Here is a 24,707-nt window from a genome sequence, read left to right on the forward strand (position 1 = left end):
GTTCAGGCCTCCTCGGTCAACTGCATGGGCCGGACGTCGAGTTGGGGCAGGTGGCCGAGCATGTCCGGGCACCAGGCCCGGCCACCGGTGCTTTCCCATGCCTGAAACGGGATGCCGAGCTCCTCGCACAGGTACTGGGTGACGAATCGCCCGCTGGCGGCGGCCTTGATCAGCCCGCCGCCGCCGACCCATTGGCCCGCCATCGAGAAACCTGCCAGCCCCGGCAGCCGCATCCGCTGCTTTTCGACCAGTTCGGTCGCCAAGTCATCGGCTTCGGTGAAGCCCATCCAGCCGAGGATGCTGCCGTTGTGGTTGCCGGTGTAGCGGTAGTTGGTCGTCGGCGTGGCCACGTCGATGACCTCGATGCGCCCGCCGACGCCGGGATAGCGCTTCTCCAGGAATCCCCGCACGAACTCGGCCACCTTGCGCTTATCCGCCCAGTACGCGCGGCGGTTGCGGGTGCGCAGCTCACGCCAGTACCCGAATTCGCTGAAGTAGGTGCAGTGGAACAGTGATTTGCCCGGCGGCGCGCACCCGGGCCAGTAGCGGGAGCGCAGCTGCACCACGAGGCTGTCCTGCAGGACGCACGGCAGTGCCGCGGCGTCCTGTTCGGACAGCAGGTAGGTGGTGCTGTGCGGGGCTTCGGGTGGCAGATCTCCGTCGACGCCGACGAACACCGAGATCATGCTCGGGTACACGAAGCCCGGTTTGCCGAGCATCTCGGTGTAGAGCTTGTCGATGGCCGGGCTGGTGTACTTGCCGTCCAGGAAGCGGTAGATCGTGGTGTTCCCGTCGCAGGCCGAGATGACGTGATCGGCGTAGACCCGGTCGCCGTTGTTCAGTTCCACGCCGACGGCCCGGTCGTCATCGACCAGAACGCGCGCCACGCGGGCGCGGTAGCTGATCTCGCCGCCGAGCTCGGCGTACCGGTTCTCGATGGACCGCGCCAGCCCCAGGGAGCCGCCCTGCGGGAAGCCCGCGTTTCCGTGGTAGGCGCAGGCGATGTTGTACAGGTACGGCAGCACCGGGAAGCGTTCGTGGTCCTGGAAGAAGACGTTGGGGAACGCCCGACGCAGCAGCGGATCCCGGAACTTCGCGGTGAAGTCATCCATCCGCGTCGCCGAGGTGCGCCAGAAGAGGAAGAACGCCGGGAGCACCTTCCGCAGCACGTCCAGTTTCTCGGGCAGCGTTCTCAGCGGCGGCGGCTTCAGGAACGGGAAGACGTCGAGCCGCAGGAAGCGCCGCAGGTCCCGGCAGAACGACTTGATCAGCGGCGCGTCGGCGGGCGAGATCTCCAGCAGGTGCCGCTGGAGCCGGTCCGGGTCGTTGTAGAAGGTCACCTCGCGTTCGTTCTCGTCCACGACGCGGTTGAACATCTCGAAGTTGGTGATCGCCTTGCCGTCGAGCGCGCCGAGCTCACGCCAGATCTGGTTGGCTTCGTTGCCAAGCGCGGTGCCGATCAGCCACTCGATGCAGTAGTCGAGGATGTAGCCCTCGCGCGACCACGCCGTGCAGCAGCCTCCGGGCAGCACGTGCTTCTCCAGGATGCGGGTGTCCATCCCGCTCATCTGCGCGTAGCAGCCGGCCGCCAGACCCGCGATACCTCCACCGATGATGATGACGCTCGGCTTGCCGCCCGCAACGTGGTCACGCGTCATCGCCCGCACCTCCCGCCAGGATCTCGCGCACCAGGCCCGCGTTTGCCGGTAGGTGCGCCTCGTCGAGCATTTCCGCGTGGCTGCCGGAGCCTCGGCGCACGTCGCTGCGCGTGGCGGAGCTGCCGTGCCAGCTGCCCGGGGCGTCGGCGGCGTAGTACTCGGCCTTGTCGTGGTCGCAGATCACGCTCACCGCGGCCCGGACCGTCCCGGTGTTCGGTGTTCGGCTGCAGTAGTGCAGGTAATCCCTGGCTTGTTCGCGGGTTTCCTCGGCGACCACCTCGGATCCGGTGTGTTTGCGAAGGTGTTCGGCGAGCTCGTGCTCGAACGCTTCGAGGTGTTCCTCGCCGAACTGGAAGGACTCGCCGATCCGGTAGGAGTCCATGATGAGCACATCGGACACTTCGCGGCCGCGCCGCTCCAGCTCCCCGGCCACCTCGAAGGCGAGGTTGCCGCCCAGCGAGTAGCCGAGCAGGACGCACCTGCCATCGGGCTGGTCGTCCTCGACCAGGTCCGCGTAGCGGCGCACCTTGTCGTCGCCGGTCAGGTAGTTGAACGCGACGATGCGGCGAGCCGGCAGGTGCGCGGCGAACCGCCGGTAGACCAGGCCGTGCCCACCGGCCGGCGGGAAGCAGAACAGCGGGTCGCCGCCGGTGTTGAAGGTCAGGTACGGCTTGGCCCCGCCGATCCGGCCGGTGATGATGTGCTCCAGCGTGGTCGCCATGCCGTGCAGCGTGGTGCCCTTGAACAGCAGGCTGACCGGGATGCTGATGTTGAACTCGGCCTGCAGGTGGTGGATGAGCTCGATCAGCCTGATCGAACTGCCGCCGACCTCGAAGAAGTCGTCCCGAAGCCCGACCTGCTCCAGACCCAGCACTGACTTCCAGTGCTCGGCCATGCGCTCCTCGAACAGGGTCACCGGCTCTTCGTCGGCTTCGTCCTGGGCGGGTCGGGGCTCGGGCAGCGCGGCGATGTCGACCTTGCCGTTGGGGGTGAGCGGCAAGGCGGCGACCTCGACGAGGTGCGACGGGATCATGAACGTCGGCAGGTATTCGGCGAGGTGCCTGCGCAGTGCCCGGCGGTCCAGCGTCGCGCCGTCGGCGGGTACGCAGTAGGCGCACAGCACGCTGTTCCCGTCGGCGTCCGGCCGTGCCGTGACGACCGACTGCGCGAGTTCCGGCCAGGCCACCAGCCGTGCCTCGATCTCGCCGGTCTCGATGCGGTGGCCGTGCACCTTGATCTGCGCGTCGGCGCGCCCGAGCAGGTGCACGGTGCCGTCGGCGTCCCAGCGGGCCAGATCGCCGGTGCGGTACAGCCGCACCGGTCCCGGCCCGAAGGTGTGGGTGACGAACCGCTGCGCGGTCTGCTCGTCGTCGCCGAGGTAGCCGACGGCCACGCCGTCGCCGCCGACCCACAGCTCACCGGGCACGCCTGGCGGCACCGGCCGGTCGTGCCGGTCGAGGATGTAGAGCCTGCTGTTGGGCAGCGGCCGGCCGATGGGGACCAGCTGGCCCGGCGCGAGGTGGTCGGCCGGGCCTTCGAAGAAGGCACTGTCGATGGTGGCCTCGCTGAGCCCGTAGGAGTTGATCACGCGGGTGGCCGGGCCGCACAGCTCGCGCAACCGCTGGTACTCCTCGACCTTCCACGCGTCGGAGCCGACGACCAGCAGGCGCATGAAGTCGAGGCGTCCGCCGGTCCGCTCGCAGTGCCTCATCAGGCCGCGTACGACGGCGGGCACGAATTCGGCGCAGTCGACGCGCTCCGCGCGCATCGTCTCGTGAAGCCGGGCGGTGTTGAACAGCAGACCGCGGCTGATCAGCACCAGGGTTCCGCCGGAGCACAGCGCTCGCACCAGATCGCCGGTGAACACGTCGAAAGCGAAGCTCGCCAGCTGCAGGTGCACGTGGACGTCGTCGAGGCGGTATTCCGCGTGCCACGCCCGGTACGCCGAGGAAAGGTTGCGGTGGCTGACCCGAACGGCCTTCGGGCGGCCCGTCGAACCGGAGGTGTAGATGACGTAGGCGGTCGAATCGAGGTCGGTCTGGCCGTCCGAGACTTCCGCCCCCGCCTCGCACCGCAGCTCTGCCGGTGTCAGCACGACGTCCACTCCGGCCAGCCGGTCCCGGTGAGCGTCGTCGACGACGGCCAGGCCGACGCCCGCGCCGCGCACCATGTCGGCGAGCCGCTCCGCCGGGTAGCCGGGATCCAGCGGCAGATACGCGGCGCCGGCGCGCAGCACCGCGAGCAGCGTGACGATCAGCTCGGGTGATTTGTCCATGCACAGCGCAACGACCGCGCCGTCGGAGACACCGAGTTCGCGCAACCGATGCGCGATGCCCCGGGACTCTCGTTCGAGCTCCGCGTAGCTGAGTCGCCGTACCTCTCCGCTTTCCGACGGCACCGAAACGGCGATCTCATCAGGCCGCTCCGCCGCCACCTCGCTGATCAGCCGGTGCACCGGCACATCACCGGTCACCTGCCGGTCGCCGCCGCTGAACTTCTCCAGCAATTGCTCGGATTCGGCGGCGTCGAGCATCCGCACGTGCGTGATGGGTTCGGCGGCGGGAGTGCGGGTCAGCGAGTCGACCAGGTTGCGGTAGTGCGCGGCCAGCCGCCGGATCGTCTCGGGGCGGAACAGGTCGGAGTTGTACTTGAAGACGCAGTGCAAGCGCCGGTCCGCCTCGTCCTCGTAGGCCGACAGCGTGATGTCGAACTGCCCTTCCTCCTCCGGCAGTTCGACGTACTCCAGTCGGTAGCCGTACTTCTCGGTGGCAACCTTGTGGGTGAGCAGGATGAACATGGCCTGGAACAGTGCCGACCGGCTCGGGTCGTGCGCCCCGCCCAGCTCGTCGACCAGCAGCACGAACGGGTACTCCTGGTTGTCCAGCCCGTTGAGGACGGTGTCCCGGGTGCGGACCAGCAGTTCTCCTACGGTCGGCTGCCCGGACAGGTTCACGTGCAACGGCAGCGGGTTGATGAAGTAGCCGTAAACCGAGGCGAACTCGTCCTGCGTACGGCCGCTCACCGGGCTGCCGACGATCACGTCGTCCTGCCCCGAGTAGCTGTGCAGCAGCAGGTAGTAGGCGGCGAGCAGGACCACGAACACTGTCACGTCGTGCTCGCGCGCCAGCGCGTGCACCCGCGCCGTCAGCTCCTCGTCGAGGACGAAGAACTCGGAGGCACCGTTGTTGGTCTGCACTGCCGGGCGCGGCTTGTCGGTGGGCAGGTTCAGCACTGGCGGTTCGGCGGGCAGGGCCTGCCGCCAGTAGTCGAGCATCCGCTGCGCGTCCTGGCTGGCCAGGAACCGGTTCTGCCAGTTGAGGAAGTCCAGGTAGGTGGCGGTCGCCGGGGGCAGTTCGGCGCGGCGGCCAGCACGCAGCGCCTCGTAGACCGCGAGCAGTTCTTCGATGAAGGTGAACGTCGAGATCGCGTCGGAGACGATGTGGTGCACGGCCTTGGTGATCACCCAACGGTCCGGGCCCCGCCGGAACAGCCGGAAGCGCACCAGCGGGTCGTTCTCGAGGTCGTACGGCTTGCGGTACTCGCGGATGATCAGCTGGTAGATGTCGTCCCAGGACTCGTCGCTGACGTCGAACAGCTCGATGTCCGGCTTGATCGCCGAGGAGATCCGCTGCACCGGTTCGCCGTCGACCAGGACGAAGTTCGCCCGCAGGCTGGGGTGCCGTTCCAGCATCGCCCGGTAAGCCTCGAACATCAGGTCCGGGTCGAGCTCGGTGCGCACCTCCACCGCGCCGCCGATGTTGTAGGCGAAGCCGTCCGGGTTGAGCTGCTTGAGGAACCACAGGGCCTGCTGGTTCTGCGTCAACGGGTACTGCCGCTGGTCGTGGAACTCCTCGACCTCCGCGCCGGTGCCCGCGTCGTTGCCCGCGGCGGCCAGCTGATCGTGCAGCCGGTCGACCAGTTCGCCGACCGGCGCGCTTCCCAGCAGCGCCACCACCGGCAGCGCGACGCCGAACTCGGTTTGCATGCGGGCACGGAGTTCCATCGCCAGCAGCGAGTCCAGTCCCAACGCGTTGAGGCTCGCCGTCTCGTCGACCTGAGCGGGCTGAACCCGGAGCACGGTGGCGACCAGCTCGCAGAAGTGCCCGGCGAGCAGCTGTCGGCGGCGATCCGGCGCGGCGCCGTGGAACTCCTCCAGGAAACTTCCGTCCACATCGGGCTCCGTGGCCGCTTCGGCGGCGAGATCGGCGACCAGCAGCGGCGGCGCGGGGTACCAGGACAGGAAAGTCGGCCAGTCCACGATCGTGGCGACCAGCAGCTGGGCGCGGTCCTGGCCGATGACTCGTTCGAGCACGGCCATCCCGGCCTCCGGCGACAGCGAGCTCATGCCCCGGCTGTTGCGGTAGTGCTCGACCAGGCCGAGTTCGGCGATCATTCCGGTCGCCCACGGCCCCCAGTCGATGCTCAGCGCTGGGAGTCCGAGCGACCGCCGGTGGTGGGCAAGCGCGTCGAGGAACGCGTTGCCGGCCGCGTAGTTCGTCTGGCCAGCAGTCGTCAGCACCGAGGCGATCGAGGAGAAAAGCACGAAGTGGTCGAGCGGTTCGGCGCGCAGCTGCCGGTGCAGCACGGTGGCACCGACGGTCTTCGGATCGTGCACGGTGTCGAAGGTCAGCCGGTCCATCTCCGGCAGCAGCACGTCTTCGACGTTGCCCGCGAGGTGGAAAACCCCGCGGATGGGCGGCAGGCCGTGCCGCCGGTGGTCGGCGAGCCAAGCACCGAAGGCGGTCTCGTCGGCAACGTCCAGCGACACCGGGACCGGTTGCGAACCGAGTGCCTCCAAATCTCTGACCAGGGACACCTTCCGGCCGGTCGGGGTGTCCGGGTCGATGTCGCACCACCGGTCCCGGGCGGGCAGTTCGGTGCGGCCGACCAGGATCAGGCGGCGGGCTCCCCGCTTGGCCAGCGTCCGGCACACGAGCCGACCGAGCGCGCCGAACGCGCCGGTGACCAGGTAGCTGCCGTCGGCCCGCAGGCGCAGCGGAAGCGGGTTGAGCAGGCCGTCGGGCCGGGCGAGGCGGCTGGTGTGCCTGCGGTCGCCGCGAAGAGCGATCTCCTCCTCGTCGGCAACGGCGATCTCGCGCAGGAGCGCGGCTGCATCGGCGACCACGTCCGTTCCGGCGAGGTCGAAATCGATCAGCTTGCCCCGGTTCGCGGTGAGTTCCTGCTGCCACAGCACCCGGCCGATGCCCCAGGCCGGTGCGCCCAGCGGCTCGACCTCGGCACCGCCGGACACCGCCTGGGCACCGCGCGTCACGACGTGCAGCCTGGCCCGGGCCTGTTCGGCGTGTAGCGCTTGCGCGAGAGCCAGCAGCGAGAGGGTCCCCGTCGTGTGCTGCCGCGCGCGTTCGGAGCCGTCGGCGGACCCGAAGGCCGGGCAGTCCAGGTTCCACAGGTGCACCACGGCGTCGAAGGAACTGGGCAGTTCGGCGAGTAGGCGCCGCAGGTCGGCTGCATTGCCCGGCACGACCGTCGATTCACGCTCGCCTCGCCGGTACTCCTCCCCCACGCGCACCAGGTGGCAGCGCCCTCCCCGGGCGCGCGCCTGCGCGGCGAGTTCGTCACCGATGCCCTGCGAATCGGCGAGGATCAGCATGTCACCGGGCGCATCGGCGCGCCCGGGCAAGTCCGGGACTGGCACCCAGGTCGGCGCGAGCAGCCAATTGTCCATTGTGGTTGGTGCGACGCCGGCCGACACCTGCTCGATGTCGGCGGCGCGGAATCCCCCGATGTGGCCGAGCACTGTTCCGTCATCGGCGTGCACGGTGAGGTCGCCGACGAGTTCGTCGCCGTCGCGGCGCACGATCGTGGCGTGCGCCCAGATCGGTTGGTCGCCGATCGGTACGGTCCGCACTTCGGCGATGGACAGCGGCAGCCGGACGCCGGTTCCCGCGACGTCTTCGGCGATCAACGGGGTCAGCAACGTCTGGAAGCACGCATCCAGCAGCGCCGGGTGGAAGTGGTGGCCCGCGGTGTCGCCGAGCGCTTCGGTCGGCCGGATGCGGGCGAGCGCTTCACCCGGCCCGATCCAGACCTGCTCGATGGCCTGGAAAGCCGGGCCGTAGTGGTAGCCGAGCCCGGCCAAAGCCGCGTAGCAGTCCGGGCTGTCGAGGTGCCTCGGGCATCGCGCTCGGATCGCGTCCGCGTCCAGCGTCGCACCCGGCAAGCTCGGTTGGACGGCGCGCAACGCCCCGGTGGCGTGCACAGCACGGCGGTCCTCGCCGTTCACCGTCGCGATGGTGAACGCGGCGTCCTCGGAGCAGGACAGCTGCACCCGCTTCGCCTCGTTCTCCGGCAGGAACAGCGCCTTCCGCAGTTCGATGTCGGCCAACGCGACCGCCGTGCCGCCGGTCATGGCCCGCACCGCTTGCGCCGCCATTTCCACGTAGCCGGCTGCGGGGAACACCACGTCTCCCTGGATGCGGTGGTCCCGCAGGTAAGGCGTCGACTCGATGTCGAGGCTCGCCTCCCAGCCGGGGTTCGCGGTGAGCAGGCGCCGCCCGAGCAGCGGGTGGTCGACGCGTCCGAGCCGCACCTGCGCGACCGGCGCGGGCTCCACCCAGTAGCGGTCGCGACGCCACGGGTAGGTCGGCAGCGAAACCGCCCGGCCGTCGGGTTCGAGCACGTCCCAGTCGATGTCGACACCGAGGTTGTGCAGGGTCGCCAGGGACGCTGCGAACCGCTCGGCCTCGTCTTCCCCGCGGCGGATGGACGGCACCGAGGTGCCTTCGATCTGCTTGTCCAACAGGCATTCCCGGATCGAGTGCGCCAGAACAGGATGCGGGCCGATCTCCAGGAACAGCCGGTACCCGTCCTCGGCGAGGCGGTCCACCGCTGCCCGGAAGCGGACGCTGTCGCGGACGTTGTGCCACCAGTAACCGACGTCCAGCTCGGTGCCGTCCGCGATGCCCTCCTGGCCGGTCAGGTAGAGCGGGACCAGCGCCGGATTCGGCCGCAGCCCATCCAAAGAGGACAGCAGTTCGTCCTTGATCAGCTCCATGCGCGCGCTGTGGTAGGGCACGCGGACATCCAGGAATTTCGCGAAGATCTGCTCCTCGCGCAGCTCGCCGGCGAGCTGCGCGAGCGCATCCTCGTCCCCGGCGAGGGTGCACGTGGTGGGACCGTTGATCGCCGCCACCGACACCCGGTCCCCGAAGGACCGTACCCGCCGCTGCGCATCGGCCTCGGCGACGCCAACGGCGAGCATCGTGCCCGTGCCGACGAGCTTCTGCTGGAGCCGGCTGCGGTGGACGATGATCCGCACCGCGTCGGCCAGGCTGTAGACCCCGGCTTCGTAGAACGCCGCGACTTCGCCGGTGCTGTGCCCGACGATCGCGTCCGGTCGCACTCCGCAGTGCCGCCACAGCGCGGCCAACCCGACCTGAACGGCGAAGTTCGCCGGCTGCGCCAGCCACGTCTCAGCCATCTGCGAGTCCACCTCGTCGGCGGTGAGTTCGGTGAGCAGTGACCAGCCTGCGATGCGGTTGATCTCCCGGTCGCAGCGTTCGACCACCTCCCGGAAGATGGGCTCGGTAGCCAGCAGCTGCCGTCCCATGGCCCACCACTGCGGCCCCATGCCGGTGAACACCCACACCAGCCGCCGCTCCTCGCGCAGCTGGCCGGAAAGCACGCTCGGATGCGCATCACCCCGGGCGCATTCGGCCAGCCGCCGGGCAAGCTCCTCCTTCGACGAGTACACAATGGACAAACGGTGGTCGTGGTGCTGGCGGCGGTGCGCCAGGGTGTGTCCGAGGTCGGTCAGGTCGACCTCGTCGAGCCGGTCAGCGATGCGTGCCGCGAGTTGTGGGAGTGCCGCCGGATCCTGCGCCGTCAGCGGCAGGATGCGGTGCGTGCGGTGCGCGAGCGGGCGCTCGGCCTTCGATCGTGGTGGCGCTTCCTCCAGCACGACGTGGGCGTTGGTGCCTCCGAAGCCGAACGAGTTCACACCGGCGCGGGCCGGGCCTTCGTGCCCGGGCCAATCGATCAGCCGATCCGGGATCTCGTACGGCTGGGCCGCCAGGTCGATGCCGGGATTTATGCGCGTGAGGTTAATGTGCGGTGCGATCTTGCCGTTCTCCAGCGACAGCGCGGTTTTGATCAGCCCGGCCATCCCGGCCGCCGACTCGGTGTGCCCGATGTTCGTCTTGACCGAGCCGATGTAGCACTTCTCCCCCGGTTTCCGCCCGATCGACAGCGCCTGCCCGAGCGCGTTGGCCTCGATCGGATCGCCCACCGGGGTGGAAGTCCCGTGCGCCTCGACGTACTGGAGCGCGCCGGGGCTGATGCCTGCCTCGGCGCAGACCTGCGCGATCAGCTCGATCTGCGCGTCCGCGTTCGGCACCGTGATGCCGTTGGTGCGGCCGTCCTGGTTGACCCCGCTGGCGGTGATCACCGCGTGGATCGGGTCGCCGTCGCGCAGCGCGTCGTCGAGGAGTTTCAGCGCGACAACCGCGACCCCTTCGGCCCGCACGTAACCGTTCGCCGCGGCGTCGAAGGTGCGGGAACGGCCATCCGAGGAGAGGAAACCGCCCTTCGTCTCCGCGATCGTGTACTGCGGCGCCATGTGCAGCAGCGTGCCGCCGGCCAGCGCGAGGCTGCTCTCACCACGGCGCAGGCTCTGGCACGCCAGGTGCACCGCCACCAGCGAGGAACTGCAGGCGGTGTCGATGGAGACACTCGGCCCTCGCAGGTCCAGGCAGTAGGAGATGCGGTTGGACGCCATCGTCATCATCGTGCCGGTGGCGGTGTGCGCGGCCAGCGTTTCGAAGCCGAGATCGGCGAACTGGAGGATCTTGTAGTCCAGCGTGAACGCACCGACGAAGACACCGACGTCACGGCCGGCCAGTTCGGCGGGCTTCTGCCCGCCGTCCTCCAGGGCCTCCCACGCGACCTCCAGCAGCTTGCGCTGCTGCGGGTCCATGTGCTCCGCCTCGCGCGGGCTGATCCCGAAGAACGCCGGGTCGAACTCGTCGAACCCGTCGATGTACCCGCCGCGCCCACCGACCAGCCGCCCCGGCTTGGTCTTGTCCCGGCTGCCGAGCGTCCCCACGTCGTACCGATCGACCGGGGTGGGCACGATGCAGTCCTTGCCGTCGGCCAGGTTCTGCCAGAAGGTCCGGTGATCTGAGGCGCCGCCGGGAAACCGGCAGCCGATGCCGATGAGCGCGACCTTGTTTCCGGAAGCAGGATTCTGCGAGTTCACCATCGTCGATTCCTCGGGTCGGGCGCGGTGGCGCGAACGTGGCACGATCGCTCGAATTGGCAAGGGTCGAAGGAGACCGGCGAATCATCTGGCGTGCGAATGCGCGGACGAGCCACGACGTGCTGGCATGCCGTCGGTGCGCGGCGCGGGCAACGAGCCGAGAGAGCTCGTTGCGCCGAGGGCTGGTGCGAGGGTGTCGTCAGCCGGAGCAGGCCAGCGGCGCTCCACCGAACGTACTGGTGCACCAGGGCGCAACACCCAGCACGGCAACGAAGTCACACCCGCCGCGTAGGCGCTGACCGATCCGCATCACGCACTCCCCATTTCGCACCCGGATGATCTCCGCTCACATCAATACCGGGGACCACCTCCGCTCACCACCCGACTCCTACTACTAGGTGGCGATGCGGCATATGCCAGCGGACGGCGGGAGCGATCTCGTGAGCCAACGCCGATTTCCGCGCATCTCGGCGCGGTCGATTAGTCCCAGTCGACCGGGAGGCGGCGGACGCCATAAATGATGGTGTTGTCGCGCATCGGGATCTGCTCTGGCGGCACCGCCAGTCTCAGCGTCGGGAATTCCCGCAGCAGCCCGGAGAAGCCGATGCGCAGCTCGATTCGGGCAAGTTGCGCACCGAGGCAGTGGTGGACGCCGTGGCCGAACGACATGTGGCCACCCGCCGGGCGGGCGAGGTCCAGCCGATCGGGGTCCTGGAATTGCGCCGGGTCGCGGTTGGCGGCCGGCAGCGACAGCGTCATCAGGTCGCCGTAGCGGATGGATTCGCCGTGGAACTCGAAGTCGGCCAGGGCGGCGCGGGTCGCACCGAAGTGGTTGATCGTCAGGTAGCGCAGCAATTCATCCACCGCGCCGTCGATCAGCGACGGATCGCCGCGCAGCGCGGCGAGCTGGCCCGGGTGACTCAGCAGCGCATAGGTGCCCAGCGCGAGCATGCTCGTGGTCGTGTCCTGGGCAGCGGTGACCAGCATCGCGGCCATCGTGGTGATCTCGTCGTCGGTCAGCTCGTCGTCCGCGGTCAGCACGCTGAGCAGGTCATCGCCCGGCCGGTGCCGCTTGTCGCGCACGAACTCCGCCAGCACGTCGCACACGGCCCGCCACCCTGCGCTCACCCCTTCTTCGTCATCGTCGAGTGCCAGCACCTGTTCGGTGGCCTTGCGGAACCCGGCCTCGTCGGCAATGCGGACGCCGAGCAGCTCGCCGATCACCCGGCCGGACACCGGGACCGCGAAGGACGCCACAAGGTCGGCGGGGCCGCCACCGCGCCGCATGGCCGTCAGGTGCTCGGTAACGAGCCGCTCGATCTGCGGTTCCAGCGCCCGCATCCGGCGCGGGCTGAACCCGCCCGCGAGCTTACGCCGGTACCAGGTGTGCTCCGGCGGGTCGAGCACGCTGAACAACCCCGGTGGAACTTGCGAATTCGCGTCGGCGGGGAAGGGGAACCGCAGCAGGTCCAGGCGCGAACCGAAGCGCGGGTCGACCAGCACCTCCCGGACCAGCGCGTGGCTGGTCACCAGCCACCCGTTGCGCCCGTCGGGGCAGTGCATCCTGGCCAGCGGCCGCTGCTCCCGCAGCTCCCTGAGCCCGTCGTACGGGTCGAACGGGCAGCTGCGCACATCCGGATGCCGCACCGGCCCCGGTTGAATCTTCGTCATCTCGCACTCCCCTGGAAATCCGCCGGAATCGGCGTGCCCGGTTGACATGATCGGATAGCCGATGCCACCCGGCACTGCGAGTCACTCGACCGATTCAGGCGGTCGAGGACTACCAGGCGTGGATGCGGGTGCTGTCGGGCATTCGGGTCTCCCGCAGCCCAGACGGTGGCCGTAGCATTGTGCAACGGGATCAGCACGCCGACCGGGAGCAGCTCGTCGGAGATCTCCTTCGCGGCCGGGAGATCGCGGCGAAGCCGACCGAGTCACCGTCGTGCATCGCGCAGTCCGCCATACGCCGGCGGGGAAGCGCCCGGTCGTCGGCTTCGCCGCCGGGCAGGCCACCCAGCTCGATCACTGGCGGGTCTCCCGGTGGACGGTGATCGCTGATGCCGGCGACGGCGTAGGTACCCAGCGGCAACCGCAACGGAGGATTTCGTCGGGCCCGGGACGGCGACGACCTGGGCGGCGGCACACGCCGGGTCACCAACCGATTCGCCCGCCGTCGTCACACCACCAGGGCGGGCACGACATCCCAGCAGCGATCAACTCTCCCGGCCTACCGGCAGGGGCACTGTCTTTCGCTAGGACTCAAACGTCCAGGAGCCATGAGTGCTCACCTGCCGGCCGGCTACCACCAGGAGTTTGCCGGATGGCTCACTCCCAGAACTGATTAGGCGCCCGGGGCGTGTGCTGCCGGCGTGAGACGGCATTGGCCGTTCCAGCAAGGTAAATCGTTGCTTATCCGAACTGGCCGACCTGATAGTCGCCGGCGGGCTGCTGGACGACCACGTTCAGGCGGTTGAAGGCGTTTATGACGGCGATGATCGACACCAAGGCAGCGAGCTGGTCCTCGTCGTAGTGTTTGGCGGCGTTCACCCACGCCTCATCCGTGACGCCACCGGCCGCGTCGGCGATGCGGGTGCCCTGCTCCGCCAACTCCAGAGCCGCGCGCTCGGCTTCGGTGAACACCGTGGCCTCCCGCCAAGTGGCGATCAGGTTGAGGCGGACCGAGGTCTCCCCGGCATGCGCCGCCTCCTTGGTGTGCATGTCGGTGCAGAAGCCGCAGCCGTTGATCTGGCTGGCTCGGATCTTCACGAGTTCCTGCGTCGCGGCTGGCAGCGTCGTATCCGCGACCACCTTGCCCGCCGACACGATGTGCTTCAGGAACTTGGCGGCGACCGGGTTGCCGAAGAGGTTCAAGCGAGCGTCCATGGGATCTCCCCTGCCGTTGCTGGTGCTTACACACACCTGACGCGACAGCTCCGCGGGATGTGACAGGAAGAAATGTGACGCACGTCTCCCCTGCCTCGAGCACGCGGTTGTCCGCAGAGGATTTCGACGAAATTACTCCTTTCACGAGTCCGCCCTGCGGCAGCAGCAATCCCGTGGCAGCACCACGGTCAGCAGCAGTGCTCGCCGCGCCAGGCTTCACGCCCTTCCTTCACCGCCACGGCCGCGATCACGAGTGCGACCACCGGGTCCGCCCAGTACCAGCCGAACAGGCTGTTGAGCAGCAGGCCGACCAGCAGCACGCCGGAAAGGTAGGTGCACAACAAGGTTTGCTTGGAATCGGCCACGGCGCTGTTGGAGCCCAGTTCCCGACCGGCGCGCCGTTGGGCGTAGGACAGCACCGGCATGACCGCCAGGCTCAGTACCGCCAGGGCGATTCCGGTCGTCGAGTGCTCGGCTTCCGAACCACCGAGCAGCCCACGCACGGATTCGACCGCGACGTACGCGGCCAGCGCGAAGAACGACGCGCCGATGATCTTCAGCGTGATCCGCTCACGCGCTTGTGGGTCCGGTCCGCTGAACTGCCAGGCCACCGCCGCCGCCGAGGCCACTTCGATCATCGAGTCCAGCCCGAAACCGATCAGCGCCGTGGACGAGGAAGCCGAACCGGCCGCGATCGCTACGACCGCTTCGATGACGTTGTAGGTGATCGTCGCCGCGACGAACCACCGGATGCGCCGCCGCAGCACCGCCCGACGCTTATCTCCCAGGCCGGTATTCGCCTCCGCCGATGCCGAGCAGCACCCTTCACCGCAGCCGTCCGCCGACTTCTCCGCCTCACTCACCAGGCACCTCGTTGACCAGCGCAACTTCGCCGGGACCGTTGTCGGTGCCGTAGTTCGGGCACAGCGCCACGGCACGACCGGTCGCGGCCAGCAGCGCCTCGGCCGATGCCAGCAGTTCCAGCAACTCCGGTCGCGCGAGCGAGTAGTACACCTGCCGCCCCTCGGGCCGTCCGACCACCAGTCCGCAGTCCCGCAGGCACGCCACGTGCGCCGACACCGTGGACTGGGCCAACCCCAGCTCGCCCACCAGGTCCGCCACCCGGGCTTCGCCATCGGCCAGTCGAAGCGTGATCGCCAACCGGGTGCCGTCCGACAAGCCGTGGAACAACGCCACCGCCGCATCCAACCCGTCCCCCGCCGATCTGGACGACCACCCCTCCGGACCATTCATCGTCATATCACGATGATAGCGGATTCCACCGATAAAAACTTACCCCAGGGCACCGCCCGGTGAACGGCCACAGTTTCGATTGAAACTGTGACCCAGGCACGGGCTTGTCATCCGCTCCTCCTCGATCTCGTCAGCCCAGCCGGACCATACCCGTAATGGGTATATTTCCCGGCAAGCCGCGACCCTCGCCACGAACGCCGGCCAGCAGAGGCAGCCGAACACTGATCCCGCAAGACAAGACGCCCGACCACGGCACACGCCCACCTCTGCGGCAAAGCAGGGCCCCCGGCACATGTGGACGGACGATCCCGAAAAGATGGATCGAAAGTTGACCCAGGTACCCCCTAGGGGTATAAATGTAGGTGTGCGGATACCGCAACCCCCCAGGGGTACAAGATCCGCACCAGCCCTTGCGACACGACACCGAGGAGCATCTGATGGCCGAGTCCAACTACACCGTTGTCGGCATGACCTGCGGGCACTGCGTGCAGTCGGTGGCCGAAGAGGTCGGCAAGATCGGCGGCGTCTCCGACGTGGCCGTCGACCTGCCCACCGGCGCGATCACTGTGACCAGCACCGAGGCGATCAGCGACGCCGAGGTCCGGGCCGCCGTAGAAGAGGCCGGCTACGAGCTGGCCGCCAGCTGACCTCCACCCTCGACCGGGCCGGGACCCGCCCGGGCTCCCGGCCCGGCCAGCACAATGAGGAAACGTCATGAACACAGCAGGCAAGCTCTCCGCCTACGGCGCGGCGCTCGCCCTGGTCGCCGGCGGCGCCGGGGCGGCCGGTACCGCTGTCGGCCCCTTCCCCGCCATGTCCGGCCAGAGCGGCCACGGCGACATGCCCGGCGGTGAGGTCGCCGGACACGGAGACGCCCACAGCGGCACCGTCGCGGAGACCGACCTGCCCGGCGGACTGGCGTCGTCCAAGGGCGGCTACACCCTCGCGCCCACCGACAGGACGCAGGCCACCGGCACCACCGAACCCTTCTCCTTCCGGATCCTCGGCCCGGATGGCAACGCGGTCACCGGCTTCGACGTCGAGCACGACAAGCCGATGCACCTCATCGTGGTGCGCCGCGACACTGCGGGTTTCCAGCACCTGCACCCGGAAATGGCCACGGACGGCACCTGGACCGTCCCGCTGAACCTGCCCGAAGCCGGCAGCTACCGGATCTTCGCCGACTTCGTCCCGACCGGCGCCGCTTCGACCATCCTCGGCACGGACATCTCGGTGGGCGGCGCGTTCGAGCCCCGCACCTTCGCTCCCTCGCGGCTGTCCGAAGTAGATGGTTACCAGGTGCGGCTGGACGGCGAACTCGTTCCGGGCCAGGCGTCCCCGGTGCGGCTCACGGTGACCAAGGACGGCGTTGCCATCACCGACCTGCAGCCCTACCTGTCCGCCTACGGGCACCTGGTGTCCCTTCGCACCGGCGATCTTGCCTACCTGCACGTGCATCCGCTAGGAGCGCCAGGCGACGACCGCACCGCGCCCGGTCCGCGGATCGACTTCGTCGCGGAAGTTCCCACCGCCGGCAACTACCGGCTGTTCCTGGACTTCCAGCACAACGGCGTCGTGCGCACCGCGGAGTTTACTGTGGACGCTGAGAACAACGCCGCCGCACCGGCGACCGACCACCACAACGGAAGCGGCCACACCGGTCACTGAGCCGGACCCGGCAGAGCAGCGAGGAGGATTTCGGACATGACTGCCGCTGAGCAGAGCCCTGGGCAATCGACCTGCGAGGTGGAGCTCTCGATCTCAGGTATGACGTGCGCGTCCTGTGCCGCGCGCATCGAACGCAAGCTGAACAAGCTCGACGGCGTCGCGGCCACGGTCAACTACGCCACGGAGAAGGCGAAGGTCAGCGTCCCGGAAGGCCTCGACCCGCAACGGCTCATCGCGGAGGTCGAGGCCGCGGGATACGGTGCCAGCCTTCCCGCGAAGGAAGAGGCCAAGACCGCGGCGGTCGACGAAGAACCCGACGACCCGACGCGGTCCCTGCGGCAGCGGCTGATCGGCTCGACCGTGCTGTCCGTGCCCGTGGTCGCGTTGGCGATGATCCCGGCCCTGCAGTTCACCTACTGGCAGTGGATCTCGCTGACGCTGGCCGCACCGGTGCTGGTGTGGGGCGCCTGGCCGTTCCACAAGGCCGCGTGGACGAACCTGCGCCACGGCGCGGCCACGATGGACACCCTGGTTTCTATGGGCACCATCGCGGCGTTCCTGTGGTCCCTGTACGCGCTGCTGTTCGGCACCGCGGGCACTCCTGGCATGACGCACCCGTTCGAGCTGACGATCCAGCGCATGAGCGGGGATGGCTCGATCTACCTCGAGGTGGCGGCCGGTGTCACCACCTTCATCCTGGCCGGGCGCTACTTCGAGGCCCGCTCGAAGCGCCGCGCCGGAGCCGCCCTGCGCGCGCTGCTTGAACTCGGCGCGAAGGACGTCGCGGTTCTCCGCGACGGCCGCGAGGTCCGCATCCCCACCAGCGAACTCGCCGTCGGGGACCGGTTCGTCGTCCGGCCGGGCGAGAAGATCGCCACCGACGGCTTGGTCGAGGAAGGCAACTCGGCGGTCGACGCCAGCATGCTCACCGGCGAATCCGTCCCGGTCGAGATCGGTCCCGGCGACAACATCGTCGGTGCCACGGTCAACGCCGGCGGTCGGCTGGTGGTGCGGGCGGCCCGAGTCGGTTCAGACACCCAGCTCGCCCAGATGGCCAAGCTGGTCGAGGACGCGCAGACCGGCAAGGCCGCCGTGCAGCGGCTGGCCGACCGGATCTCCGCGGTGTTCGTCCCCATCGTCATCGCCCTGTCGGTCGGCACGCTCACATTCTGGCTCGGCGCCGGGGGCGGCGTGACGGCCGCCTTCACCGCCGCCGTCGCGGTGCTGATCATCGCCTGCCCGTGCGCCCTGGGCCTGGCCACACCGACCGCGCTGCTGGTCGGCACGGGTCGGGGTGCTCAGCTCGGCATCTTGATCAAGGGCCCGGAAGTGCTGGAGTCCACCCGGCGCATCGACACCGTCGTCCTGGACAAAACCGGCACCGTCACCACGGGCCAGATGGAACTGATCGACGTCCACCTCACCGCCGGAACCGACCGCGACGAGGTCCTGCGGATCGCCGGGGCGCTGGAGAACGCCTCCGAACACCCCATCGCCCGCGCCCTCGCACGCGGCGCGGAGCAGGCGGTGGGCGAGCTGCCCGCCGTGGAGGGCTTCACCAACGTGGAAGGCCTGGGTGTGCAGGGCATCGTCGACGGACGCGCCGTCCTGGTCGGCCGCTCGGCGCTGCTGGCGGAGTGGAGCCAGCCGCTGACCGCGGAGCTCGCCGAGGCGAAAACCGCGGCGGAAGCGGAAGGCCGCACCGCGGTCGCGGTTGCGTGGGACGGGCAGGCGCAGGCGGTGCTGGTCGTCGCCGACACGGTCAAGCCCACCTCGGCGCAGGCCATCGCGCAGCTGCGGGAGCTCGGCCTGACCCCGGTGCTGCTCACCGGCGACAACGAGGCCGTCGCCAAGTCCGTGGCCAAGCAGGTCGGCATCGACGAGGTCATCGCCGAGGTGCTGCCGAAGGACAAGGTCGACGTGGTCACGCGCCTGCAGGGCGAGGGCAAGGTCGTGGCGATGGTCGGCGACGGTGTCAACGACGCCGCCGCCCTGGCTGCGGCCGACCTCGGCCTGGCCATGGGAACCGGCACCGACGTGGCCATCGAGGCCAGCGACCTGACCCTGGTCCGCGGCGACCTCTGGGCCGCTGTCGACGCGATCCGGCTGTCCCGCCGCACCCTGCGGACCATCAAGGGCAACCTGTTCTGGGCCTTCGCCTACAACGTGGCCGCCCTCCCGCTGGCCGCGGCGGGCCTGCTCAACCCGATGATCGCCGGTGCCGCGATGGCGTTCAGCTCGGTGTTCGTGGTCAGCAACAGCCTGCGGCTGCGCGGTTTCCGCAGCACCGCGCGAGATACGGCCGAACCCACCCAGGTCATCCACCGGCGGGAACCGGTGGCCGCGCACGGCAACTGACTGCCAGCCGCTCCAACGGGCAGCCACACGAGGTTCGCGTGGCTGCCCGTTCTGCTGCACGCAGTCGACCATTGCACGCCCCGCCTTCCTGGTGGCCGCCTTCGCCTCGCGGCGTGGTATCGCCGAGTCCGCATTGGTCGCGTTCCGGCCACTGGATCACTTTCAGGACAGCGGTTTCGATCTTCCCGCCGCGGCCTGGATGACGCACCGCCCCAGAAGCGAAGGCGTCTCACCTTGGCCAGCTTCTCGTTGCGACCATGTGCCTTGTAAGGGGCGCGGAACAGTGAAGTGGCGATTGTGCCTCGCCGCAAACCGCGGGTAACCGCTGATGGCTCCTGCCTCCGGCGATCGGAAGAGGCGACGGATGTTCCCGTTCCGGCAGCACCGCAGACCACCGGCCGAACGAGAAGCGGTCGAACCGGTGGTGGTGCTCCTGCGCATCGCGATCCTGCACCTCGACAAAGACGTCTGGTGCGACATGTGCGGCGTGCCGTGCGCCGTCACGGTCATCTAGGCGACCGAGCGCGACGAACGGACCCCGTTGGGTGCACCGGCTGACCTGGTGCGAGACCTGCGAGGGCCGGTGAGCGTGGCGGTCGCACGCAGTGGTCGATGCAAACCGAAGAAGGAATTCGCGATGAGTGACGACGCCGCTCTCGACGACCTGCTGCACGAGACGCGACGCTTCCCACCGCCGGAGGACCTCGCCGCCAACGCCAACGTGACGGCCGACGTCTGCGAAACCGCCGCACGCGATCCGCTGCCGTTTTGGGACCAAGCCGCACGACGCCTCACATGGGCTCACGAGGGGGAGCAGGTCCTCGACTGGCAGCCGCCCAACCAGGAGTTTGCCGGATGGCTCACTCCCAGAACTGATTAGGAATCCTGCACACCACCGGCGGCTACCTCGCCTTCGCGGCCTGGACGCACTGGGCGGTGTTCGACCTCAAGCCGGAGGACGACGTCTACTGGTGCACCGCGGACGTCGGCTGGGTCACCGGGCATTCCTACATCATCTACGGGCCGCTGTTGGAGGAGATCTACGGCATCCAGGTACAGACCGCGGCGGCAATCGAGACCCCGTCAAACGGCTGGGAACGCGCCCTCGACGCGCTGTGGATTGCGCCGCCCAGCCGCGCCGCGTCGATCGACGACGCCGCGCAGCTGCTCGGCGGTCCGGCCGATGCGATGCTTGAAAGCGGCCACGAAAGCAGTCCGCGCAGCCAGTGGTCGTGCACCCTGCACCTCCCGCTGCGGCTCTGGATCGGCCCCGTGCTCACGGACTTCGGCCACGGCTCGCCCGACTTCGTGGCGGGGCTAACCGACGACGGGCACGACCCGCTCGCCCTTCGGCTCGCGCTGCTCGGCGAGCGCTACGATCAACCGCTGCCCCTCACCCGCACGCGCCTGGACCGCGCGGATGCCGTCCTGGATCGGTGGCGTCGCATCGTGGCGGAATGGGCAGACCACCCGTCGGTGCCGATGCCCGCCCACGTCGTCGAACGGGCGTACGTCTCGCTGGACGAACACCTCGACATCGGCGCGCTCGTCGAGATCCTGCAAGCGCTCGCCGACGATGCCACCGTGCGGCCCGGCGCCAAGTTCGAGACCTTCTTGCACTTCGATCGGATCCTGGCGCTGGAGCTCGTCCGCTACCTCACCCACCCGCACGCGTGAGCACCCACCGGTCTCCGGACTTACCGTAGAGGCGTCCCTGGTGTTGTCACCGCGGCCAGCGTCGGCGCTGGTGGTTTCCGCGTTCGGGGCCCTGGTTCCGCGGAGCGCCATCCATCCTCGCACCGGGAGCTGACATGCAACTGGAGATGGTCGTCGAGATCCCGGAGGGTTCGCGGAACAAGTACGAGATGGACCACGCCATCGGCCGGATCCGCTTGGACCGCACGCTGTTCACCGCCGCCCAGTACCCCGCCGACTACGGCTACATCCCGAGCACTGTCGCCGAGGACGAAGAACCGCTCGACGCGCTCGTCCCGCTGGGCCAGCCCACCTTCCCCGGCTGCACAGTCCGGGTGAGACCGGTGGCGGTGTTCTGGATGCTCGACGAGAAGGGTCCGGACGCCAAGATCCTGTGCGTGGCCACGGATGATCCGCGCATGGACCACATCCGCGACCTCAACGACGTCCCCCAGCACCTGCTCAACGAGATCGGCCACTTCTTCGACATCTACAAGGAGCTGGAGCCGTGCAAGAGCGGCGAAGCACGTGGCTGGCAGGGCCTCGCCGACGCCGAAAGGCTCATCAACGATGCCCGTAGACGCGCCGACGCCGGCGAGGGGCTTCCCGGGCTACCGGCCCCGGCGCTGGGCGCAAGACACTTCGACGGGCGCGAACGCCGGACTTCCTGACCTGACCTGACCTGACCTGACCTCAGCCAGCCGGATGCGCTGCCATGCCGCACGGCGCGGTGCTCGTTCTCGATCACATCGACCGGTTGCAAATTCGCGAGCCACACAACGCCAAACGGCACTGGAACGCGATGTCATTTCGAGTAGCGGGCTTCCCGTGCGCGCTTGCGCTCACCGCAGCCAACTAGGACAGGCCCGCTGACCTGCGCTTGCGCGGCAGGCCTGCGGGCCCCTTCCGATCGTCGTGTCCGTTGCGGAGTTTCACCTGCGCAACGCGAGGATCCGCAGAGCGGAACACGGCATTTCAGCCCCGCACGCTCACGACTGGGAAGCCGCTTCGCTCGGCTCGCGGCCGACATCGGCGACGCCCTCCGGCTCGGACTCGGCGGATCCCGAGGACCGCCTGACGAACAGCGATGCGATGAACGCGAGCACACCGATACCGGCAGCGATGAAGAACCCGCTGCGCAGGCCCGCGGCATCGGGGGCGCTGGCCGCGGCGGCGCTTCCCAAGGACGCCACCGTAACGAAAACCGCAGTGCCGAACGCGCCCGCGACCTGCTGGAGGGTCGCCAGGATCGCGCTGCCGTGCGAGTAGAGATGGTGGGGCAGCGAGCTGAGGGACTCCGTCATCAGCGGCGTCATCATCAGCCCGAGCCCGGCCATCAGCAGGACGTGGGTGGCGATGACGGCGGCCAACGGCGAACCCGGCCCGAGGATGGCGAACAGCAGCAGCGACACAGCCATCGCCAGCGCGCCCGGGATCACCAGCGGGCGCGCACCGTAGCGGTCGAACAGCCGTCCCACCGGGCGCCCGAGCAGCCCCAGGACCAACCCGCCGGGCAACACGGCCAACCCGGTGACGAACGTGCTTGCGTGCAGGACGGTCTGGAGGTACAGCGGCAGCAAAATCGCCCCGGCACCCAGCAGGCACATGAACAGCAGGGCCGCGAGGACCAAGGCCACGACGAACGAGCGATTGCTGAACGGGCGCAGGTCGAGCAGGGCTCGGTCCTGGCGCTGCAGGCGAATCTGGCGCGCGACGAACGCGCCGAGCGCCACGACGCCGACCACGATGGGGATCCACACCGAAACCAGGTGCTCCCCTCCGGACTCCCCGATGGCCGACAGGCCGTAGAGGAGACCGCCGAAGCCCATGGCCGACAGCAGCACCGAGACCAGGTCAAGCGGCACCGAGCGAGTCTCACTGTCCAACCGCATCCAGACCGCTCCGATGGCCAGTGCTAAGACCGCCAGCGGCAGCACGATCCAGAACATCCAGCGCCACCCCAAGGACGCCAACGCCGCACCGCCGATCGTAGGCCCCACGGCGGGAGCGACGGCGATGACGATCGTGATCGTGCCCATCGTCGCGCCGCGCTTCTCGGACGGCACGAGGCGCATCACCGAGGTCATCAGCAGCGGCAGCATGACCGCGGTGCCGCACGCCTGCACCACGCGCCCGACCAGCAGCACCGCGAAACCCGGGGCGAGCCCGCTGAGCAGCGTGCCCGCGCTGAACAGCGTCAACGAGGCCAGGAAGATCTGGCGCGGCGTGAAGCGTTCCAGCAGGAAGCCGGTGGTGGGGATGACCACGGCCATCGTCAGCAGGAAACCGCTGGTCAGCCACTGCACTGTCGTGGTGGAGACCTCGAGGTCGACGGTGAGGTCGCGCAGCGCGACGCTCAGGATCGTCTCGTTGAGGATCATCACGAACGCCGAAGCAACCAGCACTGCGATCAGCACGGGAACTTGCGGCGGCGCTGGGTCGCGTTCGGAGTCCGCGGTCGCGGTGCTCACGGAGTCGCTCATGGTTTGGGGACACCTCGCAGATGTAGGTCGAGCTCGACCGCCGGCGCGGCCCAAGTGGAGCCGCTGCTCGTCATCGAGCACAAGATCGGAATTTCGAGTCCGCACGCGCACCGAAGCGTTGGAACGCGTGTTCGCGGAGAGCAGATGTGGCGCCGTCGGGCTGGGTCCTGGCGCTGCTGCCCCGCACTCCGGTGACCGGCTTGCTCCGCCGGGGAAGAGTGTCCCCGATGCCACCGACAAACGCAGGGATCGGGGCCGGGCCCCTCCCCGACGAGCGACGATCGGCAGGCTTGTCGTGACCATCCCGAGAGCGGCGCGGGTGTCATGCCTTGGCCGTACACCCCACCGCCGATCCGCTGAACTCCCCAGCCCGGACCGCCCGGCGGGGCCGTGACGTCATCGACCAACGGCCCAGTCGTGGTCTCAGGAGGAAACGACCACTGTCGTCAGGCGATCACAACTGCCTGCAGACTTCGACATCTGACGGACGAGATGAACTGATCAATGCTGCTGGCGACTTCATGACGACGTTCCTCGCACTCGGATCGTGACCAATTCAGTCTGCCCACCTGACCCGCGGATGTTCCACCGAATTACCGCCACGAGCACACCCGGCTCGATCACCGACTGCCTCCGGAGGCGTCGTCGCAGGCCCGCACCGGCAGCCTGCGCAGCACCTCCCACCCGGGTCCGCGAGTGCTTTGGGCAGCTACAACGGTCCAACGACCAAGGCCCCACGAAGAAGCCGACGATCGTGCGCGCACCCGCTTCGAACACCGCCACTTCGGACGGATGTGGCGGGACTCACCAGTTTCCTCGGAATTCCCGGCAGGCAATGACGATCAGCGTCGTTACTCGTCGTAATCGATCGAATTCGCTGCGCTGAAGGGACTTTCGCCACCGCTGCGGGCCTCGGTCAGCGACGAGCCGTGCGTTCGCCTGTCATTCGACGTGGGCGCTGCTGTCCGGTCCCGATTCCTGCGCCATGTCTGCACTGGACGAATGGGTGTCCAGACCACCGACCCACCATGGCAGGAGACAGGCGGCAGGGTCCCCGAAAATGCCTGCTTTCACTTCTGCCGCGTCCGGCAGGGTCCGCAGCTGCAGGACTCCCACGTGTTCGGCGCGGCCCGACACCAGGCGGCACGGCCCACCACGAGTGCGGCGATCTATCGGTGATGGACGAAAACGGGCTGCTAAGAGTTGGCTCTTGAACAGCTGCCCGGATGTCGGCAGGGTCTCCGGTTCGGGCCAGGTCTCGGTATCCCGTGCGTCGCAGCGGCGGAACGCCCTTCCGCAGTGCACGAACAGCTCCTCGATCTCGACTACCACCGCCAGCACGGGTTCGAGATCGCGTGCGGCGAGTCCGGCGAAGAATCGCGCCGGGCGCACGATCCTCGCGCGCCCCTTGAGGGGCAGCACGTGGTCGACGCCCGGCACCGCGAAGAGCATGCCCATGCGGGGGTGCCGGAGATGTTGCGGAAGCTGTCC

Annotated in this window: 15 protein-coding genes, 1 pseudogene and 1 riboswitch; of the genes and pseudogenes, 7 read left to right on the top strand and 9 right to left on the bottom strand. The window is 68.8% G+C overall.

Annotated features, from left to right (window positions below):
• Positions 1 to 2: 2 nt before the first annotated feature.
• The 7 genes from ACWDKQ_RS13100 to ACWDKQ_RS13130 all read right to left on the bottom strand — a co-directional run bounded on the left by ACWDKQ_RS13100 (position 3) and on the right by ACWDKQ_RS13130 (position 15,018).
• A complete protein-coding gene (locus ACWDKQ_RS13100; RefSeq protein WP_450138969.1) occupies positions 3 to 1,658 on the bottom strand; it encodes a phytoene desaturase family protein in 1,656 nt (551 codons plus the stop codon).
• Complete coding sequence (locus ACWDKQ_RS13105; protein WP_450138970.1) at positions 1,648 to 10,878, bottom strand: non-ribosomal peptide synthetase/type I polyketide synthase; 9,231 nt, start codon at positions 10,876 to 10,878, stop codon at positions 1,648 to 1,650. The genes ACWDKQ_RS13100 and ACWDKQ_RS13105 overlap by 11 nt, the downstream gene beginning before the upstream one ends.
• Positions 10,879 to 11,355: 477 nt before the next feature.
• Complete coding sequence (locus tag ACWDKQ_RS13110; RefSeq protein WP_450138971.1) at positions 11,356 to 12,546, bottom strand: cytochrome P450; 1,191 nt, start codon at positions 12,544 to 12,546, stop codon at positions 11,356 to 11,358.
• 190 nt (positions 12,547 to 12,736) lie between these two features.
• On the bottom strand, positions 12,737 to 12,901 hold the full coding sequence (locus ACWDKQ_RS13115) for a hypothetical protein (RefSeq protein ID WP_450138972.1): 165 nt from the start codon (positions 12,899 to 12,901) through the stop codon (positions 12,737 to 12,739).
• 383 nt (positions 12,902 to 13,284) lie between these two features.
• Positions 13,285 to 13,758 carry a carboxymuconolactone decarboxylase family protein gene (locus tag ACWDKQ_RS13120; protein ID WP_450138973.1) on the bottom strand — a complete coding sequence of 158 codons (474 nt, stop codon included), beginning with the start codon at positions 13,756 to 13,758 and terminating at the stop codon, positions 13,285 to 13,287.
• Positions 13,759 to 13,946: 188 nt separating this feature from the next.
• Positions 13,947 to 14,621, bottom strand: a complete 675-nt coding sequence (locus tag ACWDKQ_RS13125; RefSeq protein ID WP_450138974.1) for a cation transporter — start codon at positions 14,619 to 14,621, stop codon at positions 13,947 to 13,949.
• Positions 14,614 to 15,018 carry an ArsR/SmtB family transcription factor gene (locus ACWDKQ_RS13130; RefSeq protein ID WP_450138975.1) on the bottom strand — a complete coding sequence of 135 codons (405 nt, stop codon included), beginning with the start codon at positions 15,016 to 15,018 and terminating at the stop codon, positions 14,614 to 14,616. Before ACWDKQ_RS13130 ends, ACWDKQ_RS13125 begins: the two co-directional genes overlap by 8 nt.
• A gap of 431 nt (positions 15,019 to 15,449) precedes the next feature.
• Between ACWDKQ_RS13130 and ACWDKQ_RS13135 the strand changes: the two genes are divergently transcribed.
• From ACWDKQ_RS13135 to ACWDKQ_RS13165, 7 genes and pseudogenes are all read left to right on the top strand, one after another.
• Positions 15,450 to 15,659 (top strand): heavy-metal-associated domain-containing protein, encoded by a 210-nt coding sequence (locus ACWDKQ_RS13135; protein ID WP_450138976.1) that lies wholly within the window; start codon positions 15,450 to 15,452, stop codon positions 15,657 to 15,659.
• Positions 15,660 to 15,726: 67 nt separating this feature from the next.
• Complete coding sequence (locus tag ACWDKQ_RS13140) at positions 15,727 to 16,680, top strand: hypothetical protein (protein ID WP_450138977.1); 954 nt, start codon at positions 15,727 to 15,729, stop codon at positions 16,678 to 16,680.
• A 36-nt stretch (positions 16,681 to 16,716) separates the two neighbouring features.
• The gene (locus tag ACWDKQ_RS13145; RefSeq protein ID WP_450138978.1) at positions 16,717 to 19,038 is read left to right on the top strand and encodes a heavy metal translocating P-type ATPase; all 2,322 of its coding nucleotides are present in this window, start codon (positions 16,717 to 16,719) and stop codon (positions 19,036 to 19,038) included.
• Between the two features lie 281 nt (positions 19,039 to 19,319).
• Positions 19,320 to 19,383, top strand: a riboswitch (Fluoride riboswitch).
• A 19-nt stretch (positions 19,384 to 19,402) separates the two neighbouring features.
• Positions 19,403 to 19,552 (top strand): hypothetical protein, encoded by a 150-nt coding sequence (locus ACWDKQ_RS13150; protein WP_450138979.1) that lies wholly within the window; start codon positions 19,403 to 19,405, stop codon positions 19,550 to 19,552.
• 123 nt (positions 19,553 to 19,675) lie between these two features.
• On the top strand, positions 19,676 to 19,918 hold the full coding sequence (locus ACWDKQ_RS13155; protein ID WP_450138980.1) for an acetyl-coenzyme A synthetase N-terminal domain-containing protein: 243 nt from the start codon (positions 19,676 to 19,678) through the stop codon (positions 19,916 to 19,918).
• Positions 19,918 to 20,136 (top strand): annotated as a pseudogene (locus tag ACWDKQ_RS13160) (acetyl-coenzyme A synthetase); the annotation flags it as partial. The gene ACWDKQ_RS13155 and the pseudogene ACWDKQ_RS13160, both read left to right, overlap by 1 nt.
• Before the next feature lie 713 nt (positions 20,137 to 20,849).
• On the top strand, positions 20,850 to 21,404 hold the full coding sequence (locus ACWDKQ_RS13165) for an inorganic diphosphatase (RefSeq protein ID WP_450138981.1): 555 nt from the start codon (positions 20,850 to 20,852) through the stop codon (positions 21,402 to 21,404).
• A 318-nt stretch (positions 21,405 to 21,722) separates the two neighbouring features.
• Here the strand turns inward: ACWDKQ_RS13165 and ACWDKQ_RS13170 are convergent, their stop codons facing one another.
• Together ACWDKQ_RS13170 and ACWDKQ_RS13175 are read right to left on the bottom strand one after the other, a co-directional pair.
• Positions 21,723 to 23,216, bottom strand: a complete 1,494-nt coding sequence (locus ACWDKQ_RS13170) for a DHA2 family efflux MFS transporter permease subunit (RefSeq protein ID WP_450138982.1) — start codon at positions 23,214 to 23,216, stop codon at positions 21,723 to 21,725.
• A 942-nt stretch (positions 23,217 to 24,158) separates the two neighbouring features.
• Positions 24,159 to 24,674: a hypothetical protein gene (locus ACWDKQ_RS13175; protein WP_450139003.1), complete on the bottom strand. Its 516-nt coding sequence runs from the start codon at positions 24,672 to 24,674 to the stop codon at positions 24,159 to 24,161.
• Between the last annotated feature and the right edge of the window lie 33 nt (positions 24,675 to 24,707).

This window comes from Saccharopolyspora sp. NPDC000995 (genome assembly GCF_053599315.1).

Bases quoted from the DNA above. Each gene is read 5' to 3' on its own strand.
- ACWDKQ_RS13100 (WP_450138969.1), bottom strand. From the start codon at position 1,658: ATGACGCGTGACCACGTTGCGGGCGGCAAGCCGAGCGTCATCATCATC.
- ACWDKQ_RS13105 (WP_450138970.1), bottom strand. From the start codon at position 10,878: ATGGTGAACTCGCAGAATCCTGCTTCCGGAAACAAGGTCGCGCTCATC.
- ACWDKQ_RS13110 (WP_450138971.1), bottom strand. From the start codon at position 12,546: ATGACGAAGATTCAACCGGGGCCGGTGCGGCATCCGGATGTGCGCAGC.
- ACWDKQ_RS13120 (WP_450138973.1), bottom strand. From the start codon at position 13,758: ATGGACGCTCGCTTGAACCTCTTCGGCAACCCGGTCGCCGCCAAGTTC.
- ACWDKQ_RS13130 (WP_450138975.1), bottom strand. From the start codon at position 15,018: ATGACGATGAATGGTCCGGAGGGGTGGTCGTCCAGATCGGCGGGGGAC.
- ACWDKQ_RS13135 (WP_450138976.1), top strand. From the start codon at position 15,450: ATGGCCGAGTCCAACTACACCGTTGTCGGCATGACCTGCGGGCACTGC.
- ACWDKQ_RS13140 (WP_450138977.1), top strand. From the start codon at position 15,727: ATGAACACAGCAGGCAAGCTCTCCGCCTACGGCGCGGCGCTCGCCCTG.
- ACWDKQ_RS13145 (WP_450138978.1), top strand. From the start codon at position 16,717: ATGACTGCCGCTGAGCAGAGCCCTGGGCAATCGACCTGCGAGGTGGAG.
- ACWDKQ_RS13150 (WP_450138979.1), top strand. From the start codon at position 19,403: ATGTTCCCGTTCCGGCAGCACCGCAGACCACCGGCCGAACGAGAAGCG.
- ACWDKQ_RS13155 (WP_450138980.1), top strand. From the start codon at position 19,676: ATGAGTGACGACGCCGCTCTCGACGACCTGCTGCACGAGACGCGACGC.
- ACWDKQ_RS13165 (WP_450138981.1), top strand. From the start codon at position 20,850: ATGCAACTGGAGATGGTCGTCGAGATCCCGGAGGGTTCGCGGAACAAG.
- ACWDKQ_RS13170 (WP_450138982.1), bottom strand. From the start codon at position 23,216: ATGAGCGACTCCGTGAGCACCGCGACCGCGGACTCCGAACGCGACCCA.
- ACWDKQ_RS13175 (WP_450139003.1), bottom strand. From the start codon at position 24,674: ATGGGCATGCTCTTCGCGGTGCCGGGCGTCGACCACGTGCTGCCCCTC.